16 protein-coding genes and 1 tRNA gene are annotated in these 17064 nt (G+C 62.8%); 14 read left to right on the top strand and 3 right to left on the bottom strand.

Annotated elements, in window-relative coordinates:
• Positions 1-148 precede the first annotated feature (148 nt).
• Positions 149-355 (top strand): carbon storage regulator CsrA, encoded by a 207-nt coding sequence (csrA, locus tag IGX34_RS05050; RefSeq protein WP_192554607.1) that lies wholly within the window; start codon positions 149-151, stop codon positions 353-355.
• A gap of 69 nt (positions 356-424) precedes the next feature.
• Positions 425-517, top strand: a tRNA-Ser gene (locus tag IGX34_RS05045).
• 273 nt (positions 518-790) lie between these two features.
• Here IGX34_RS05045 and IGX34_RS05040 read toward each other — a convergent pair.
• Positions 791-2017 (bottom strand): citrate synthase family protein, encoded by a 1227-nt coding sequence (locus tag IGX34_RS05040; protein ID WP_192554606.1) that lies wholly within the window; start codon positions 2015-2017, stop codon positions 791-793.
• A gap of 307 nt (positions 2018-2324) precedes the next feature.
• Here IGX34_RS05040 and prpB point away from each other — a divergent pair, with 307 nt between their 5' ends.
• The 8 genes from prpB to IGX34_RS05000 all read left to right on the top strand — a co-directional run bounded on the left by prpB (position 2325) and on the right by IGX34_RS05000 (position 10008).
• Positions 2325-3209: a methylisocitrate lyase gene (gene prpB, locus IGX34_RS05035; RefSeq protein WP_192554605.1), complete on the top strand. Its 885-nt coding sequence runs from the start codon at positions 2325-2327 to the stop codon at positions 3207-3209.
• A gap of 71 nt (positions 3210-3280) precedes the next feature.
• On the top strand, positions 3281-4429 hold the full coding sequence (prpC, locus tag IGX34_RS05030; protein WP_192554604.1) for a bifunctional 2-methylcitrate synthase/citrate synthase: 1149 nt from the start codon (positions 3281-3283) through the stop codon (positions 4427-4429).
• 409 nt (positions 4430-4838) lie between these two features.
• Complete coding sequence (locus tag IGX34_RS05025; protein WP_192554603.1) at positions 4839-5762, top strand: hypothetical protein; 924 nt, start codon at positions 4839-4841, stop codon at positions 5760-5762.
• Between the two features lie 31 nt (positions 5763-5793).
• Complete coding sequence (locus IGX34_RS22015) at positions 5794-6282, top strand: hypothetical protein (RefSeq protein ID WP_225737244.1); 489 nt, start codon at positions 5794-5796, stop codon at positions 6280-6282.
• The gene (locus IGX34_RS05015; protein ID WP_192554602.1) at positions 6279-6971 is read left to right on the top strand and encodes a C39 family peptidase; all 693 of its coding nucleotides are present in this window, start codon (positions 6279-6281) and stop codon (positions 6969-6971) included. The genes IGX34_RS22015 and IGX34_RS05015 overlap by 4 nt, the downstream gene beginning before the upstream one ends.
• Positions 6968-7480, top strand: a complete 513-nt coding sequence (locus IGX34_RS05010; RefSeq protein ID WP_192554601.1) for a hypothetical protein — start codon at positions 6968-6970, stop codon at positions 7478-7480. The genes IGX34_RS05015 and IGX34_RS05010 overlap by 4 nt, the downstream gene beginning before the upstream one ends.
• Before the next feature lie 34 nt (positions 7481-7514).
• Positions 7515-8906 carry an acetate kinase gene (locus IGX34_RS05005; protein ID WP_225737243.1) on the top strand — a complete coding sequence of 464 codons (1392 nt, stop codon included), beginning with the start codon at positions 7515-7517 and terminating at the stop codon, positions 8904-8906.
• A gap of 250 nt (positions 8907-9156) precedes the next feature.
• Entirely contained in the window at positions 9157-10008 is an 852-nt protein-coding gene (locus tag IGX34_RS05000) for an autotransporter outer membrane beta-barrel domain-containing protein (protein WP_225737242.1), read from the top strand.
• A gap of 62 nt (positions 10009-10070) precedes the next feature.
• On the opposite strand, the gene IGX34_RS04995 is transcribed toward IGX34_RS05000, so the two are convergent.
• Both IGX34_RS04995 and IGX34_RS04990 read right to left on the bottom strand, forming a co-directional pair.
• Positions 10071-10682 carry a glutathione S-transferase N-terminal domain-containing protein gene (locus IGX34_RS04995; RefSeq protein ID WP_192554600.1) on the bottom strand — a complete coding sequence of 204 codons (612 nt, stop codon included), beginning with the start codon at positions 10680-10682 and terminating at the stop codon, positions 10071-10073.
• A gap of 57 nt (positions 10683-10739) precedes the next feature.
• The gene (locus tag IGX34_RS04990) at positions 10740-11426 is read right to left on the bottom strand and encodes a TerC family protein (RefSeq protein WP_192554599.1); all 687 of its coding nucleotides are present in this window, start codon (positions 11424-11426) and stop codon (positions 10740-10742) included.
• A gap of 286 nt (positions 11427-11712) precedes the next feature.
• On the opposite strand from IGX34_RS04990, the gene IGX34_RS04985 reads away from it, so the two are divergent.
• From IGX34_RS04985 to IGX34_RS04970, 4 genes are all read left to right on the top strand, one after another.
• Positions 11713-13164: a bifunctional 2-methylcitrate dehydratase/aconitate hydratase gene (locus IGX34_RS04985; protein ID WP_192554598.1), complete on the top strand. Its 1452-nt coding sequence runs from the start codon at positions 11713-11715 to the stop codon at positions 13162-13164.
• A 316-nt stretch (positions 13165-13480) separates the two neighbouring features.
• Positions 13481-14623 carry an OmpA family protein gene (locus IGX34_RS04980; protein ID WP_192554597.1) on the top strand — a complete coding sequence of 381 codons (1143 nt, stop codon included), beginning with the start codon at positions 13481-13483 and terminating at the stop codon, positions 14621-14623.
• A gap of 316 nt (positions 14624-14939) precedes the next feature.
• A complete protein-coding gene (locus IGX34_RS04975; RefSeq protein WP_192554596.1) occupies positions 14940-16082 on the top strand; it encodes an OmpA family protein in 1143 nt (380 codons plus the stop codon).
• A 77-nt stretch (positions 16083-16159) separates the two neighbouring features.
• Positions 16160-17002: a pseudouridine synthase gene (locus tag IGX34_RS04970; RefSeq protein WP_192554595.1), complete on the top strand. Its 843-nt coding sequence runs from the start codon at positions 16160-16162 to the stop codon at positions 17000-17002.
• The last annotated feature ends 62 nt before the right edge of the window (positions 17003-17064 follow it).

Here is a 17064-nt window from a genome sequence, read left to right as displayed (position 1 = left end):
TTTCGAGGCAACTTGATTTTTGGAGCCGGGGAAGGCGGTGAGGCCTTTGACGGACGAGAACGTCAGAACTGTATGTTGACTGTGCTCAGGGGTGAGGCAACAGCATGCAGACGGCCTGTGACCACAAGCATTAAATGGAGTACCAGCTATGTTGATTCTGACCCGTAGGGTCGGTGAAACCCTGATGATCGGCGACGAGGTGACCGTTACCGTTCTCGGCGTGAAAGGCAACCAGGTTCGCATCGGTATCAACGCGCCGAAGAACGTGGCCGTACACCGCGAAGAAATCTACCAGCGCATCAAGGGCGAGAACGAAAACGAAGGCGGCTCCTCGGGCAGCCCCGGCGCGCAGTAATCGGCTCTTTACCTTGAAGGCTTAGGCCGGTATCCTTGCCGGCTCCGTGACCCCACGGACACAAAACACGGAGAGATGCCCGAGAGGCCGAAGGGGCTCCCCTGCTAAGGGAGTATAGGGTCAAAAGCCTTATCGAGGGTTCGAATCCCTCTCTCTCCGCCAGATACGCAAAAAGCGCCCAATGGGCGCTTTTTGCGTATCTGGCGGAGAGACCCGATGAGAGCCCTAACGGTTCGACAAATTCGTCAGGAACGAACTAGGACAGCCGCGGGCTGGCCTCGCAGCGCAGAGGGGTGAAGTCCATGGACGGTCCTCACAATCCCCACGTCATGAAACAGGATTGTCCATAAGCGAGTGCTTTTTGCGCATCTGCCAAAGAGACGCCGCGACTCGCACGCATTCCTTGCGAGTTTGCCCGCAAAAAATGTGGCCACCTCACTCCTCGCGCCCTGGCATCTTCCCCACATAATCCGCCCGCGGCCGTATCAAACTCCCACCTTCCTGCTGCTCCAACGCATGCGCCAACCACCCGGCCATGCGCCCCGCCGCAAAGATCGCCATCGCACCATCCGCATCAAACGCATACGCACACGCAATCGCCGCCAGCGCAAAATCCAGGTTCGGCCGCAATCCGCACAAGGCTTGCGTGACCTCGGCGAGCTGTTGAATGCGTGCAAGCGCAACTGGCTGCGGCCGCGCATCGCGCAAGGCATCCAGCAACAGCGCCGCACGCGGATCGCCTTGCGGATAAAGCGGATGCCCCAGGCCCGGCACGCGATCGCCGCGTTGCAGGCGCTCACGCACTTTGTTGGCCGGCTGTCGCTCTTCGAGCATGTCCTGGATAAAGGCATAAGCACGCGCGGTGGCGCCACCATGCTGAGGTCCGGACAACGTTGCCAGACCAGCGCAGGCCGCTTCATGCAAGCTCGCTCCAGTCGATGCCGCCACGCGCGTGGCAAAGGCGGATGCGTTGAGTTCGTGATCGGCGCAAAGCACCAGCGCGATACGCACGAGTTCGCTCATGCCGGCATCCTGCGTATGCAAACTTGCACTCAGCAGCGAATGGATGGCGCGCTTGTCCGGACGCGCGCCGCACAGCAGCGCCGCGGTTTCCCGTAGCAGTTGCGCCGCGTAATTGCGACGATGCAGCGGATCGCTGCTATGTGCATGCGTAGCTTCGAGTGCGAGCAAGGGCAGCGCCGCGGCAAGACGCGTCAAGGGCGGCAGCTGGCGCTGGCGTAGCAGCGCCGGTACGGCGTCCGGCCAGCGGCGCGAAGGTGCATGGGCAAAGGGATCGTGTTCGCCGCAGTCCCATAACAGTTGCGCGACTTGCTCCAGCGTGGCACCGGATTTGGCCAGCGCGATCGCCGATTGCCCGCGGTAGTAGTGGCCGTGCGGCCGGATCAGCGAGATCCTGGTTTCCAGCACCGGCAGGCCCCAGGCCAGACTGTGCGCGGCGGCCTGCGCGGCACCGCGTCCGGCCTGGCGCCGCTCGATCAGGCGTTCGATGTCGCCGGTGCTGTATTCGCGGCTGCGGCCATCGGCGCCAGGGCGCGAATCGACTCGGCCACGGCTTACATAGGCGTACAGCGTGGCAAGGCTGACGCCAAGCCGCGTCGCAGCTTCCTGGGCAGAGAGATAGTCGGCGCGCATGGCCAACATATTGATCCTGTCAATCAAGATTGATCAATATATTTCGGCGTGACAGAGTGGCGCCCCGGATCCCCCAGGCTGTCTCCGTGGTCACCTTCAAAACGGTATGCCATGCCTCGGCCAGACCGGCCGGCCACGGCGGCGCAGATGGTTCGCCGCATACCGCAGCCGCACGGCATGTGTTCCACACGCCATGCACGGAGACGCGGCGGCGCTGCGTGCGGCATGCAGGTCAAGGCGATCGGCCGGCGGCCGCTGCGTCGCGACATGGCCCGTTCGCCGCATCACTTACAATTCGTCGTTTCGGAGAATCAAGATGACCCAGCTCAACTCTGCCGGCAGCCGCTTCCGCGCTGCGCTCGCTGCGGAAACTCCGCTGCAGGTGATCGGCGCCATCACCGCCTACGCCGGTCTGATGGCCAAGCGCGTCGGCTACAAGGCGCTGTATCTCTCCGGTGGCGGCGTGGCGGCCAATTCGCTGGGCATGCCGGATCTGGGCATCAGCACGATGGAAGATGTGCTCACCGATGCGCGCCGCATCGTGGATGCCACGCAGATGCCGCTGCTGGTCGATATCGATACCGGCTGGGGCGGAGCATTCAATATCGCGCGCACGATTCGGTCCTTCATTAACGTCGGCGTGGCCGCGGTGCATATCGAGGATCAGGTCGGGCAGAAGCGCTGCGGCCACCGCCCCGGCAAGGAAGTGGTGCCGAAGGACGAGATGGTCGATCGCGTGAAAGCCGCAGTGGATGCGCGCACCGACGCCGGCTTCGTGATCATGGCGCGCACCGATGCGGCTGCAGCCGAAGGCATCGATGCCGCCATCGACCGTGCCTGCGCCTACGTGGAAGCGGGTGCGGACATGATCTTTCCGGAAGCGATGAAGACGCTGGACGACTATCGCCGTTTCAAGGCGGCGGTAAAGGTGCCGATTCTGGCCAACCTTACCGAATTCGGTTCCACGCCGTTCTTCACCACCGACGAGTTGCGCAGCGCCAATGTCGACATCGCCCTGTATTGCTGCGGCGCATATCGCGCGATGAACAAGGCGGCGCTGCATTTCTACGAAACCGTGCGTCGCGAAGGCACGCAGAAAAACATCATCGATACCTTGCAGACGCGCGAAGAGCTGTACGACTACCTCGGTTATCACCGGTACGAGGACAAGCTCGACCAGCTGTTCGCCAGCAAAAAATAAACACGGCCCCAATCCGGCTGTGGCACCCTGCGCAGCCTTGAGTTTCAGTACTGCACCTGGAGCATGATCCGATGAGCGAGCAATCCACCGCCCCGAAGCCGAAGAAATCCGTGGCCCTGTCCGGCGTGGCCGCGGGCAATACCGCGCTGTGCACGGTAGGCCGCAGCGGCAATGACCTGCATTACCGCGGCTTCGACATCCATGACCTGGCAGCCAAGGGCTGTTTCGAGGAAGTGGCCTATCTGCTGGTACACGGCGTGCTGCCGAACTGGGCCGAGCTCAACGCCTACAAGGCCAAGCTCAAGCGCCTGCGCGGGTTGCCGGCGCCGGTGAAGAACGCGCTGGAATTGCTGCCGGCCGCCACCCATCCGATGGACGTGATGCGCACCGGCTGCTCGGTGCTCGGTACGGTTCTGCCGGAGAAAGACGATCACAACCAGACCGGCGCACGCGATATCGCCGATCGCCTGATGGCCAGCTTCGGCTCGATGCTGTTGTACTGGTACCACTTCAGCCATAACGGCAAGCGCATCGAAACCGAGACGGACGACGATTCGATCGCCGCGCACTTCCTGCACCTGCTGCACGGCAAGAAGGCGAGCGAACTGTGCGCGCATTCGCTGGACAAGTCGCTGATCCTGTACGCCGAGCACGAATTCAATGCCTCGACCTTTACGGCGCGCGTGATCGCCGGCACCGGTTCGGACATGTATTCGGCCATCACCGGCGCGATCGGCGCGTTGCGCGGCCCCAAGCATGGCGGCGCCAACGAAGTGGCAATGGAGATCATCGCCCGCTACCGCAATGCCGCCGATGCGGAGGCCGATATCCGTGCGCGCGTGGAGCGTAAGGAAATCATTATCGGCTTCGGCCATCCGGTGTATACCGTTTCCGATCCGCGTAACGAGATCATCAAGGAAGTTTCGCGCAAGCTGTGCACGGATGGCGGCAACCCGGTGTTGTTCGATGTTTCCGAACGCATCGAGAAGCTGATGTGGGAGCTGAAGAAGATGTTCCCGAACCTCGACTGGTTCTCGGCCAGCGCCTATCACATGATGGGCGTGCCCACGGCGATGTTTACGCCGCTGTTCGTGATTGCCCGCACCTCCGGCTGGAGCGCGCATGTGATCGAGCAGCGCGAGGACGGCAAGATCATCCGCCCGAGCGCCAATTACACCGGTCCGGAAGATCGCACTTACGTGCCGATCGAAAAGCGCTGAGCATTTTCGGCAGTGCATGAAAAAGGGGCCTTTGGCCCCTTTTTTAACGCCTACTGCACGCCACCGATACAAATGAGCGTGCCATAAATGGAGTGCGCTTGTTGCGCCGCTGATACATGCCGCATGGCGTACGGCGTATGGCCTAACTTGCTGTTTTGCGGCGCCCCCATGCAGCAAGCCTGCCGAGGCGGATCCGGCTCGCGTCTGCTTGCTGTTACGCAAATGCGCCACTTCCCAACATTGTTGTTATTTTTCGTGCGGTAGCGCCTCTCGCGTAATGCACTGATTTTGCTGGTTGCCTTGGGACGCCGCCGCAGATCTTCCCGAATGGCACGCTGTTTGCCCTATTTCCTTGCTTCAAGAGGAAAAAAGCAGGGGGTTAACCGCGTCTGTTCCGGGAGGAAACGACATGCGCAAGACTCTTCTTTTGACCGCGATGCTGCTTGGCCTTGGACTTGCACTCCCGGCCATGGCGCAAAACAACTCCAATCACCACAGCAACAACAACAACTCCAACCAGAACAACAATTCCAGCACCAACAATCCATCCGGCGACGACCGCAGCAACAGCGGCGACGTCGACACCAACGCGATGGGCTCAGCGGCAGCCAATAACGGCGGAGCGGCCAGCTCCACCGTCAATGACGCCTTCAACACCAGCGAAGCGATCGCTTCGACCAACCTCAATGGCTACGTAAGTGGCGTGACCGTCTACGGTCTGGGCAATGTTGCGACCAACAATGGTGGCGCAGCCGGTGGCCATGGCGGCAACGGCGGTAACGGACCGGGTGGCGCGGGCAACGGTGGCTCCGCGGGCGACGGCGGCCGCGGCAGCGGCAAGACGGCCAGCGGCGGCTCCTCCGACAGCTCAAGCGGCTATGTAGGTGCCTTGAGTGCGGCCAGCGGCGGTTCCACCGGTGGCAGTTCGGGCGGCGCGACTTCGCACGCGAACGGTTCAGGCGATAACAGCGCAGGTGCCGCATCCACGACGCCAAGCTTCGCAGCCAGCGGCGGCACCGGCGGTGCGGCTTCTTCGACCAGTGGCGCATCGACCTCCACGGGCGGCAGCAGCGGCGCAGCAACCGCGGCCGGTGGCAACGGCGGTGATGGCGGTGCGGGCACTGGCGGCGCAGGGATGGGCGGAGCCGCTGGCAATGGCGGTGCCGGTGGCACCAGCTATGCCACGACCGGCGCCTTTGACATGTCCAACACCATGGATAGCGCAGCTGCGGCTGCGGCCGGCATTACCACGATTGCGCAGAACAGCGGCGCCGCCAGCCTGATTCAGCAGGGCGTAACGGTGCAGGCCAACCTGAGCGTCGGCGGGCATTGAGCAGCATCTGACCCCAAGGCGATGAAGCGGCGTGAAACGCTTCATCGCCATTTCGGGAACGCCGGCCGATCGCGTGCAATCGGCCGGCGAATGTTGCAGCCGTCACGCCGCACACGAGCGGAGTCGTGCCATGTCGCTTGCAAAGTCTTGGGTAATGGGATTGCTGTGCTGTATCGCCGGAATGGCAGGAAACGCCGTTGCCGCCGATCGGCCCGACGGAAATGCTCCGGCGCAACCGGTCAACAACGCTTCATCGCCGCCCGTCGTCGCCGGTTTCGGACCGGCAGTGAGCGCGAGCGCGCTGGGTACTTACAGCGGCGGCAGCTCGATGCAGCAGGCTAACGCCAATCTCAGCGGAACGGTGACCGGAAACTCTGCCTCGCAGGTGGCGACCGGCAGTAATGCGATTGCCGGCGGTGCATTTGCCGGTGCCTCGGGCCTGCCTTCGGTGATCCAGAACAGCGGCAACAATGTGCTGATCCAGAACGGCGTCGTCGTGAACGTGCAGATGAAGCCATGAAGCGGATGCTGCCGGCGCTGATTTTGCTGGTACTGGCGAGTGCGGCGCCCGGCAGTGTGCGTGCGGCCACCATGGCGCTGAATGACAACGCGGGGCAGACCTATATCCTGCGCATCGCCACGCTGAAGGAAGTGAAGTACCGCAACACCATTCATCAGAAATACGATTTCAGCTGCGGCTCGGCCGCTGTCGCCACCTTGCTGACCTACCAGTACGACTATCCGGTCAATGAGCAGGTCGTGTTCGAACAGATGTATACGCATGGCGATCGCGGCAAGATCAACAAGGAAGGCTTTTCGCTGCTGGACATCAAGCAATACCTGGCCAGCATTGGCTTCGATGCCGACGGTTTTCATGCCACGCTGGACCAACTGCAGAATGCCGGCTTGCCGGCGATTGCGCTGATCGAGGACCGTGGCTACCACCACTTCGTGGTGATCAAGGGTGTGCGCTATGGCCGCGTGCTGGTCGGCGATCCGGCGCGCGGCACGCGTGCCATACCGTTGAACCGCTTCGACCAGTTGTGGAAGAACGGGCTGTTGTTCGTCATCCACAACCGGCGCGAATTCGCGCACTTCAACAGCGACAGCGATTGGCGCAGCGCACCGATCGCGCCGCTGGGCGTGGGCATCGATCGCCGCGGCCTGGACACCATCACCATGTCCAAATACGGGCCGGGTGACATATGAGGTCGCTGCGCGCCCGCATGGCGGTGTTCGGCTGCCTGGTATTGCAGGGCTGCCTGGCCGCGGCGCACGCCCAATCGCCGGTGCAGCGCGTGGCCGGTTTTGGCCTGCCGGTTTCGAACGAACGCCTGGCGACGGTGCGTGGCGGTTTCGATCTGGGCGAAGGCCTGGAGGCCTCGCTCGGCATCGAGCGCGCCGTGTACATCGACGGCAACCTGGTGACCTATACCAGCGTGAACATTCCCGACCTGGCGCATGTCACGACGCAGCAGGCGGCAGCGTTGGCCTCGGCGCTGAGCACGGTGAACGTGCAAAACGGCCCGGGCAACAGCTTCGATCCCTCCACCATGGGCAATGCCACGGCGACCACGGTGATCCAGAACACGCTGAACAACCAGACGATCCGCAATCTCACCACGCTGAACGTCGCGGTGAACACGCTTAACGCGTTCCGTGACCAGGCCATGCAACAGGCCTTGCAGGCAGCGCAAGTGCAGGCATTGGGACATTGATGCGCTGAAGGAATTGCTTTGCCGAGGAGCTGCCATGAACAAGCAGGAAGGGTTGTTCGAAAGGGAGCGCACAGTCCGGGCGGCCGCGTATGCGGCAGCTTGTGCGTGCTGCATGCTTGGCGGCGGCGTGGCGGTCGCGCAAGACGCGCCTGCCGCCTCGTCCACCACGGCGGAGGCGTCGTCGCCGGCCATCCGCCAGCGGCTGACGGAGCAGGGCGTGCGGATCGAGACCATGCGTGCGCAGATCGATGCCTTGCAGCATCAGCTGGCGCAGCAGGAAGCCGATTACAAAGCGCTGCGCCATGCGGTGGGCATGGATGAACTGGCGCGCACGCGCGGCGGCAATATTGCCGCCGGCGGCAGCATGGCCACCGCATTGCCGATGCCTTCGGCAGAGCTGGCGCCCGACCAGCAGACAACCGCCGCGGCGCCGTCTGGGCCGGTGGGGCAGGCGCCGCCACAGAATTCGCGCCCGCCGGAAGTGGCGCCGATCTTCCAGCAGCCGGGCGTGCTGACGCCGCGACACAAGCTGGTCATCGAGCCGGCCTATCAGTTTGGTTATTCCACCGCCGACCGTGTGGCGCTGGTCGGCTACACCATCATTCCCGCGATCCTGATCGGCCTGATCGATGTGCGCCAGGTACGCGATACGACGCAGACCGCCATCCTCACCGCGCGCTACGGGCTCACCAACCGTCTGGAGCTGGAAGTACGCGTGCCGTACGTCGATACGCGCAACGACACGGTCAGCCGCGCCGTGCTCACCGGCTCGGCCGAAGACAATGTCTTCAGCTCCAGCGGCCGCGGCCTGGGCGATATCGAGGCGACGGCCCGCTATCAAATCAATAACGGCGGCGCCGACAGCGCGTATTACATCGGCTGGTTCCGCTTCAAATCCCGCACCGGCACCGATCCGTTCGAGGTCACCACAGATTGCGTCACCCGCTGCGTGCAGAACCTTACCGGCACCGGCCTGCCGCTGCGGCAACCTACAGGCACCGGGTTCTATACCTTGCAGCCGGGTGTGACCTGGCTGTTCCCATCCGATCCGGTGGTGTTCTTCGGCAACCTCAGTTATCTCTACAACGTCGAACGCCACGACGTTTACGAACATATCCTGCTGGCCGGTACGCAATACCTGGGCACGGTGAAGATGGGCAACGAAGCGGATATGAGCATCGGCATGGGCATGGCACTCAACGACAAGGCCTCGCTCAGCATCGGCTACGACCAGACCTTTATCGGCACCACCTATGAGAGCGGCCAGAAGCTGCCGGGCTCGACCAAAGTGTGGCTGGGTTCGCTGCTGATCGGCGGTTCATATCGTTTCAACGAAAAGCGCACCTTGAATTTCACGCTGGGCGTGGGTGTTACGCGCGATACACCCGATGCCACGGTAACCGTGCGCATGCCGATGACGTATTGATCGGTTGCTGCACGGCGTGGCTTGCGCATTTCGTGCAGGCGATGTCGATGGCATGTGGGCGCGCGTGCACATCGCTGAATCGCATGCCGCGTTCTGCGGCTTTGCGTGCATGGCTGCAAAAATCTATCGCGATATGCACGCACTGTGCACATTGCTGATCTCTAGTATCGATTGAGGGGGATTCCTGAGTATTCGAGGAACGCATTGATTCGTTCCGGGCATGCCTTTGCCTAAGTCATGGAGATTGCACATGCGCAGCACCCCTTTTTGCCGCCCCCGTTGCCGCCGACTGCTCTTTGCGGCGCTGGCCCTGGCCAGCAGTCCCGTGTTTGCACAAAGCACGGACGATACGCTCTCGCCGGCGCTCGATCGCTTCAGTATCTGGCTCGGTGCCTATTACGCCGATACCAGCACGACGCTGGGGGCGGGACTGAATCGCTACGACGTCAGTGGCCATCTCAATCTGCAGCACGATCTGGGTTTTCCCTCGCACCAAGTCGTGCCGCGAGTGCGCTTCGATTTTCTGCTGGGGACAAGCCAGGGTTTTTCCTTCGACTACTATCAAATCGACCAGTCGCGCACCAAGACGCTAGGCACGTCGATCTATTTCGACGGCAACACTTATGATGCCGCGGCGAGCGCCACGGGCAGGGTCAATTTCGACTTCGGCAGCGCTGCCTACAAATGGTGGTTCGGGCACCAGAGCGACGTATTCGGCATCGGCGTGGGCGCGGCCTATTACCGCGTGCATGCGGGCATCAGCGGCGAGGCCAGCCTCAACGGCCAAATCATCGGCAACGCGTCCACCTATACCACCGACAGTGCCTGGGCGCCGGAATTGCAACTGGGCTGGCGTCACGCCTTCACCAATAACCTGCGCATGTATGTGAATGCATCCGGCGTGAAAAAGAACGGCAGCCACCTGGGCGGTCATATCTGGGATGCGGCGGCAGGCGTGGAATGGTTTCCCTGGCAGAACATCGGATTCGGTGCTGAGTACGACTACACCCGGATCAAGATCGATCAGCAGCATCACTACTACAGCGATGACCTGGCCTTGCGCATGAACGGCCCCACGGTATTCGTGCGCCTGCGTTTCTGAGTGCCGGCGACGATCGCCTGCTGCTGCGTGAAACAAGGCGCAGCGGCAGGCGATCTGTGCGCTTAGATACCCTCGGCCTGCATGACGGCTTTTACGCCGGCATCGGCATGCATGCGGGTGCTGAAGGCTTCCAGGTGATCCAGCCCTTGCAGGTCCACCTGCTTGGCCTTCGCCCAGCGCAACACCACAAACAGGTATGCATCGGCCACCGAGCGATGGCCGGTGAGCCATTCGCGATCGGCCAACTGTGCGTTCAAGCGCTCGAAGTGGCCGCGCAGGCGCTGGCGCGCCGTTTCCTGCACTGAGGCATGCTGCGTTTCGTCGCCGATAAATCGCTGCGGCGCGAAGATCGGCTTGAATACCGGGTGCGCATCGGAATTGATGAAAGCCAGCCAGCGGTTCACTTCGGCGCGTTCGCGCGCCGAACCGTCGCCGCCCAGGCCGGCTTCAGGGAAGCGATCGATCAGATAATTGAGGATGGCGACGTTTTCGGTCAGCACCCAGCCATCGTCATCGATCAGTGCAGGCACCTGGCCGCTGGGATTGATCTTCAGGTATGCGGGCGAGCGCAGCGCATCGCGCGCCACGGCTTCCGTCTGGTAAGGCTTGCCGATCCACTCCAGCGCGATGTGATCGGCCATCGAGCAGGCGCCGGGGATGTAATACAGCTTCATGGCAACTCCATGGGGTGACGGGGAAGCGGCACAGTGTCCGGTGCCGCGCTTCCGGGCTCAAGCCTTGCGTGCACGTTGTGCGGCGATGCGCCGGTTGAGCAGCCAGCGTCCGCCGCAGACGAGGATCACCAGACCCGCCTCCAGCGCATGTTTCATCCAGCCGTGGGTGTCGAACCACCCCAGCCATAGTTTTTCGTGGCTGATCATGCGACCGGCGGTCCACGCGATCGCCGCCGCGCCCGCATACACAATGATGGGGAAGCGTTCGATCAGCTTCAGGATCAGGGTGGAGCCCCATACCACCAGCGGAATGCTGATCAACAGGCCGATCACCACCAGGCCGGTATGGCCTTTGGCCGCACCCGCGATGGCCAGTACGTTATCCAGCCCCATCAAGGCATCGGCCAGCACGATGGTACGCAGCGCCGGCCAGAAACCTGCGGCGGCGGCGATTTCATGGCCGTCGTCGTGAGCGGGTTGCAGCAGCTTCCACGCGATGGGCAGCAGCAGCACGCCGCCGGCCAGCATCAGGCCGGGCAATTCCAGCAGATAGACCACCAGCACGGTCAATACGATACGTATGGCCACCGCGCCGAAGGTGCCCCAGAACACGGCGCGTTTTTGCAGCTGGCGCGGCAGGTTGCGCGCGGCGAGCGCGATCACGATGGCGTTGTCGCCGGCCAGTACCAGGTCCAGCAGGACGATGGTGAGCAGGTCCGAGAGCAGATGAGTGGGGAAGATCATGCGGATTCCTCTACGCGCTGGACTCAAGCGACGACGGCGGGCGCGCGCGGCCCGCAGTCATCGCAAAAGTCTCGTTCGTGGGTCCACCGCGGCGACCGGAGCGAAGCCTCGCTCGTGATGACGACTGCCGCGCGGAGACGGCTGGCCGCCTCCGGAACTACTCCCCTTTGGGATGTGATCCGCAGGGATTTTCGACAGGTGGCCGGGAATGGTCAAGCCGGATTTCTGAAGAAACCACCGCCCTCCCGCTACAATGGGCGTTTTCCTACCTCGCGAGACCCCTGCCATGAGCGCGCACGATATCCGTTCCGCCAAGCGTCCCGACCCCGATCAGCCGCTGGTCGACATCGCCAACTACGTGGCCGACTACCAGATCAATTCGACCGAGGCCTACGATACCGCGCGCTACATGCTGCTCGATTCGCTGGCCACGGCGATGATGGCGATGAAGTTTCCGGAATGCGTGAAGCACCTCGGGCCGGTGGTGCCGGGCGCCACGCTGCCGGGTGGCGCGCGCGTGCCGGGCACCAGCCACGAGCTGGATCCGGTGCAGGCGGCGTTCGCCATCGGCACCCAGATCCGCTGGCTGGACTTCAACGATACCTGGCTGGCCGCGGAATGGGGCCATCCCTCGGACAACCTCGGCGCGATCCTCGCCGTGGCCGACTACCTCAGCCGCCAGGCCGAGCGTGAAGGCGGCAAGGCGCTGAGCGTGCGCGACGTGCTCGCCTATGCGATCAAGGCGCACGAAATCCAGGGCTGCTACGCCTTGCTCAACAGCTTCAACCGCGTCGGCCAGGACCACGTGATCCTGGTGCGCCTGGCCTCCACCGCGGTGGCCACTGCAATGCTGGGCGGTAACAAGGACCAGATCACCACCGCCGTATCGCATAGCTGGATCGACAACGGTGCGCTGCGCACCTACCGTCACGCGCCGAACACCGGACCGCGCAAGAGCTGGGCTGCGGGCGACGCCTGCCGCCGTGCCGTCACGCACGCCATCAATGCCGTGTATCGCGGCGTGGTGGGCTATCCGTCGGCGCTCAGCGCCAAGACCTGGGGCTATTACGACGTGGCCTTCAAGGGCAACGCCTTCCAGTTCGAGCGTCCGTTCGGCAGCTACGTGATGGAGAACGTGCTGTTCAAGATCAGCTTCCCGGCCGAGTTCCACGCGCAGACCGCGGTGGAATGCGCCATGCAGCTGCACGGCCAGGTCGCCGGCAAGCTCGACCAGATCGAGAAGGTGGTGATCGAGACCCAGGAAGCCGGCTGCCGCATCATCGACAAGACCGGCCCGCTGGCCAATTACGCCGACCGCGACCATTGCATCCAGTACATGGTGGCCGTGCCCATGATCTTCGGCCGCCTCACCGCCGACGATTACAACGATGACGTCGCCGCCGATCCGCGCATCGACGCCCTGCGCGAGAAAATGGTGGTGGCGGAGAACCCGCAGTTCACCAAGGACTACTTCGATCCGGAGAAGCGCTATATCGGCAATTCGGTGCAGGTGTTCTTCAAGGACGGCAGCAGCACCGAGAAGGTGTCCATCGATTATCCGATCGGCCACCGCAAGCGCCGCGCCGAGGGCATCCCGGTGCTGTTGAAGAAGTTCGAAGCGGCCATGCGCAGTCACTTGCCCTCGCACCGCGTCAAGGCGATCCTTGACGCCACGGCGGATCCGGCCAAGCTCGATGCCATGCCGATCCAGGCGTTCCTGGGGTTGTTCGCGCTGTAAACACGGCCGCGGGTAAAAGCTATACGGAATGCCGGCAGTGCCTCAGGCACCCGGCATTCGGTGGGGCGAGGTGGGCCTGTTGCGTTCGCGGCTAATGGGAATGCGCCTAAATACTTGATTTGTCGGTGGCTTTCAGTAGGCTGTCGAGCCAATTAGCATTTATTTTGCAACTCGTTTAGTTTTGGTTAAACTGGCGCCGCAGGGTGCAGGGCTATCGCAGGAATGCGCTAACCGATTCGTTAGTGCTCGATAACGAAAAGCGGTTTGTTCTTGGCGGATGCATCGCCCCAATCATTAAGAATTGAGGAGACACCTGATGAAACGTAAGGGCCTTTATTTTCTGATTGCTCTTGCCCTGGGGGGTGTTGGTGCCGCCCATGCGCAAGACAACACCGCCGCAGCTGCCGGCAGCACCGAAACCTCGGGTGCGCCGGCGTGGCCGAACGGCTTCGACGACCGCTGGTACCTCGCGCCCACGGTCGGCGGCTACTACAACGACACCGACCGCAACACGCACAGCCGCCAGATCTTCTACGGTCTGTCCGTGGGTAAGTTCATCAGCCCGAACGTCTCGGTGGAACTGTTCGTGGACCGCACCAAGCGCGACGCTGACAGCGCCGTGTTCGGCCAGGGCAACAAGTGGTCGAACAACAACTACGGTGTGTCGGCCCGCTACTTCTTCGGCGATGCCAACTCCTGGCGCCCGTACCTGATGGGCGGCGTGATGGGCAGCTATCACTCCAACCCGTTCGACAAGGGCTGGGATCCGGCTGCACAGGCTGGCGTGGGTATCTCCAAGTCGATCACCGACAGCGCCGACTTCCGCGTGGAAGCTGCCTACCGCTATGACTGGGACGACAAGACCCAGCCGGCGAAGAACGGCTACGGCGACTGGTACCTGGGCTTCAGTCTGGTGGCCAAGATCGGCGCCGTGCCGGCTGCTGCCGCGCCGGCCGCTCCGCCGCAGCCGGCCGCTCCGGACTGCTCCAAGCAGTTCCGCAACGGCGTGAACCTGTGCGACAACAAGTGCCCGGATCTGCCGGAAGGCACGATCGTGGGTCCGGATGGCTGCCCGCAGAAGGTAGTGATCGACCTGAAGGGCGTGAACTTCAAGTTCGACCGTCCGAAGAAGGGCGAGACCAACATCGAGCCGGCCCTGGCCGTGCCGAGCAGCGATTCGCTGGCGATCCTGGATCAGGCCGTCGATACGCTCAAGCGCTACCCGCAGGTGCACGTGACTGTTGCCGGCTACACCGACAGCGTCGGTACCGCGCAGTACAACCAGGGCCTGTCGGAACGCCGCGCCAAGATCGTGTACGACTACCTGACCTCGCACGGTATCGATCCGAGCCGGCTGGAAGGACCGATCGGCCATGGCCTGAACGATCCGATCGACAGCAACAAGACGGCCGAGGGCCGTGCACGCAACCGTCGCACGGAATTGCAGGTTCAGCAGTAATCCGCAGCAACTGTTTAACGAAAAAGCCCGGCACTGCCGGGCTTTTTTCATTCGTATGAAAACGTAAAATGTAAAGAAGTGTCAGCGTACGGCTGCGAAAGTGCGCGATTTACCTGAACAAAGCTTCACCGGATGCCCGCAGACCCTGAAAGTCCGGCGTGCGGATCCCTTAACGGTTTTGCTACACTCTGCGCCGCTTGCTGTTAGGGACACCAAGCAGGGTAGCGAATGAGTCCCCCGCATACCTAAAGTTCTGCCGCGCGATTTCCGTCTGGGGTGGAATGGACGCGAAAACCAATAATCGAGGAGACACCTGATGAAACGTAAGGGCCTTTATTTTCTGATTGCTCTTGCCCTGGGCGGCGTAGGTGCCGTGCACGCGCAGGACAATACGGCCGCAGCCGCTGGCAGCAGCAGCGAGACCTCCGCGCCGGCATGGCCGAATGGTTTTGATGATCGTTGGTACATTGCCCCGACCGTGGGCGGCTACTACAACGACACCGACCGCAACACGCACAGCCGCCAGATCTTCTACGGTCTGTCCGTGGGTAAGTTCATCAGCCCGAACGTCTCGGTGGAACTGTTCGTGGACCGCACCAAGCGCGACGCTGACAGCGCCGTGTTCGGCCAGGGCAACAAGTGGTCGAACAACAACTATGGTGTGTCGGCCCGCTACTTCTTCGGCGATGCCAACTCCTGGCGCCCGTACCTGATGGGCGGCGTGATGGGCAGCTACCACTCCAACCCGTTCGACAAGGGCTGGGATCCGGCTGCACAGGCTGGCGTGGGTATCTCCAAGTCGATCACCGACAGCGCCGACTTCCGCGTGGAAGCTGCCTACCGCTATGACTGGGACGACAAGACCCAGCCGGCGAAGAACGGCTACGGCGACTGGTACCTGGGCTTCAGCCTGGTGGCCAAGATCGGCGCCGTGCCGGCTGCTGCCGCTCCGGCCCCGGCTCCGGCTCCGGCTGCTCCGGACTGCTCCAAGCAGTTCCGCAACGGCGTGAACCTGTGCGACAACAAGTGCCCGGATCTGCCGGAAGGCACGATCGTGGGTCCGGATGGCTGCCCGCAGAAGGTAGTGATCGACCTGAAGGGCGTGAACTTCAAGTTCGACCGTCCGAAGAAGGGCGAGACCAACATCGAGCCGGCTCTGGCCGTGCCGAGCAGCGATTCGCTGGCGATCCTGGATCAGGCTGTCGATACGCTGAAGCGCTACCCGCAGGTGAAGGTGATGGTTGCCGGTTACACCGACAGCGTCGGTACCGATGCCTACAACCAGGGCCTGTCGGAGCGTCGTGCGCAGATCGTGTACAGCTACCTGACCTCGCACGGCATCGATGCAAGCCGTCTGGAAGGTCCGGTGGGTCACGGCAAGAACGACCCGATCGACACCAACAAGACGGATGCCGGCCGCGCCCGCAACCGTCGCACCGAACTGCAGGTCCAGCAGTAATCGGACTGCAAGGCGTTACGGAAAAGCCCGGCTTCGGCCGGGCTTTTCTTTTGCCGGCCCGCTAATCTTTTCGCCTTATGCCCACGCCCTCCGCTCCGCGTTTCGGTCTTGCACGCGTGCTCAGCAAGCTGGGTGTGTGCTCACGCAGCCAGGCGGAAAAAGCCGTGCGCGAAGGCCGGGTGAGTGTCGATGGACGGGTGGTGCTGGATCCGGAACGTCCGGCCGATCCCGAACGCCAGCGCATCGTGCTGGATGGAACGGCCGTAGCGGCCGCCAAGCGTATCTATATCGCCTTGAACAAGCCGCGCGGCATCGTGGTCAGCGCTGCCGACGAGCGTGGCCGCGACACCGTTTACGCGTTGCTGACAGATGCCGGTCTGCCCTGGCTGGGGCCGGTAGGAAGGCTGGACAAGGCCAGCGAAGGCTTGTTGCTGCTCAGCAACGACAGCGTCTGGTCGGCGCGACTTACCGATCCGCGCTATCACGTGGACAAGACTTACCACGTGCAGGTCGACACCATTCCCGCGCCGGCCGTGCTCGAGCAGATGGTGCATGGCGTGGTCGACCAGGGTGAACGGCTCGCTGCCAAACAGGTGACGCTGCTGCGCACTGGCGAAAAAAACGCCTGGCTGGAAGTGGTGCTCGATGAGGGGCGCAACCGGCATATCCGCCGCTTGCTGGAAGTGCAGGGCATCGGCGTGTTGCGCCTGATCCGCATCGCCATCGGCGGCTTGACGCTGGGCGATCTAGCCAAAGGGCAATGGCGTTATGTGACGGATGCGGAAATCGCTGCGCTGGCACATACGCCATCTGCTCAAGCATCGCCCCCAGCGATGGACGCTTCAGCTAAGTCGGCGCGCTCTGCAGCGTCCGCGCGAGCGCGTCGCGGCGGTGCCTCAGGTCCCGTGCGGCGTAAATAGCGTTGGGTTCGGTTTGCGCGGGTAAACAGGTCCGTCCGTCAGGCTGCCCCGGATCGTGCAGC

The sequence above is a fragment of the Dyella acidiphila genome (assembly GCF_014863405.1).
Classification (GTDB): domain Bacteria; phylum Pseudomonadota; class Gammaproteobacteria; order Xanthomonadales; family Rhodanobacteraceae; genus Dyella_B; species Dyella_B acidiphila.
Note: the sequence above shows the minus strand (reverse complement) of the source record. Positions and strands in the feature narration are given on the sequence as shown.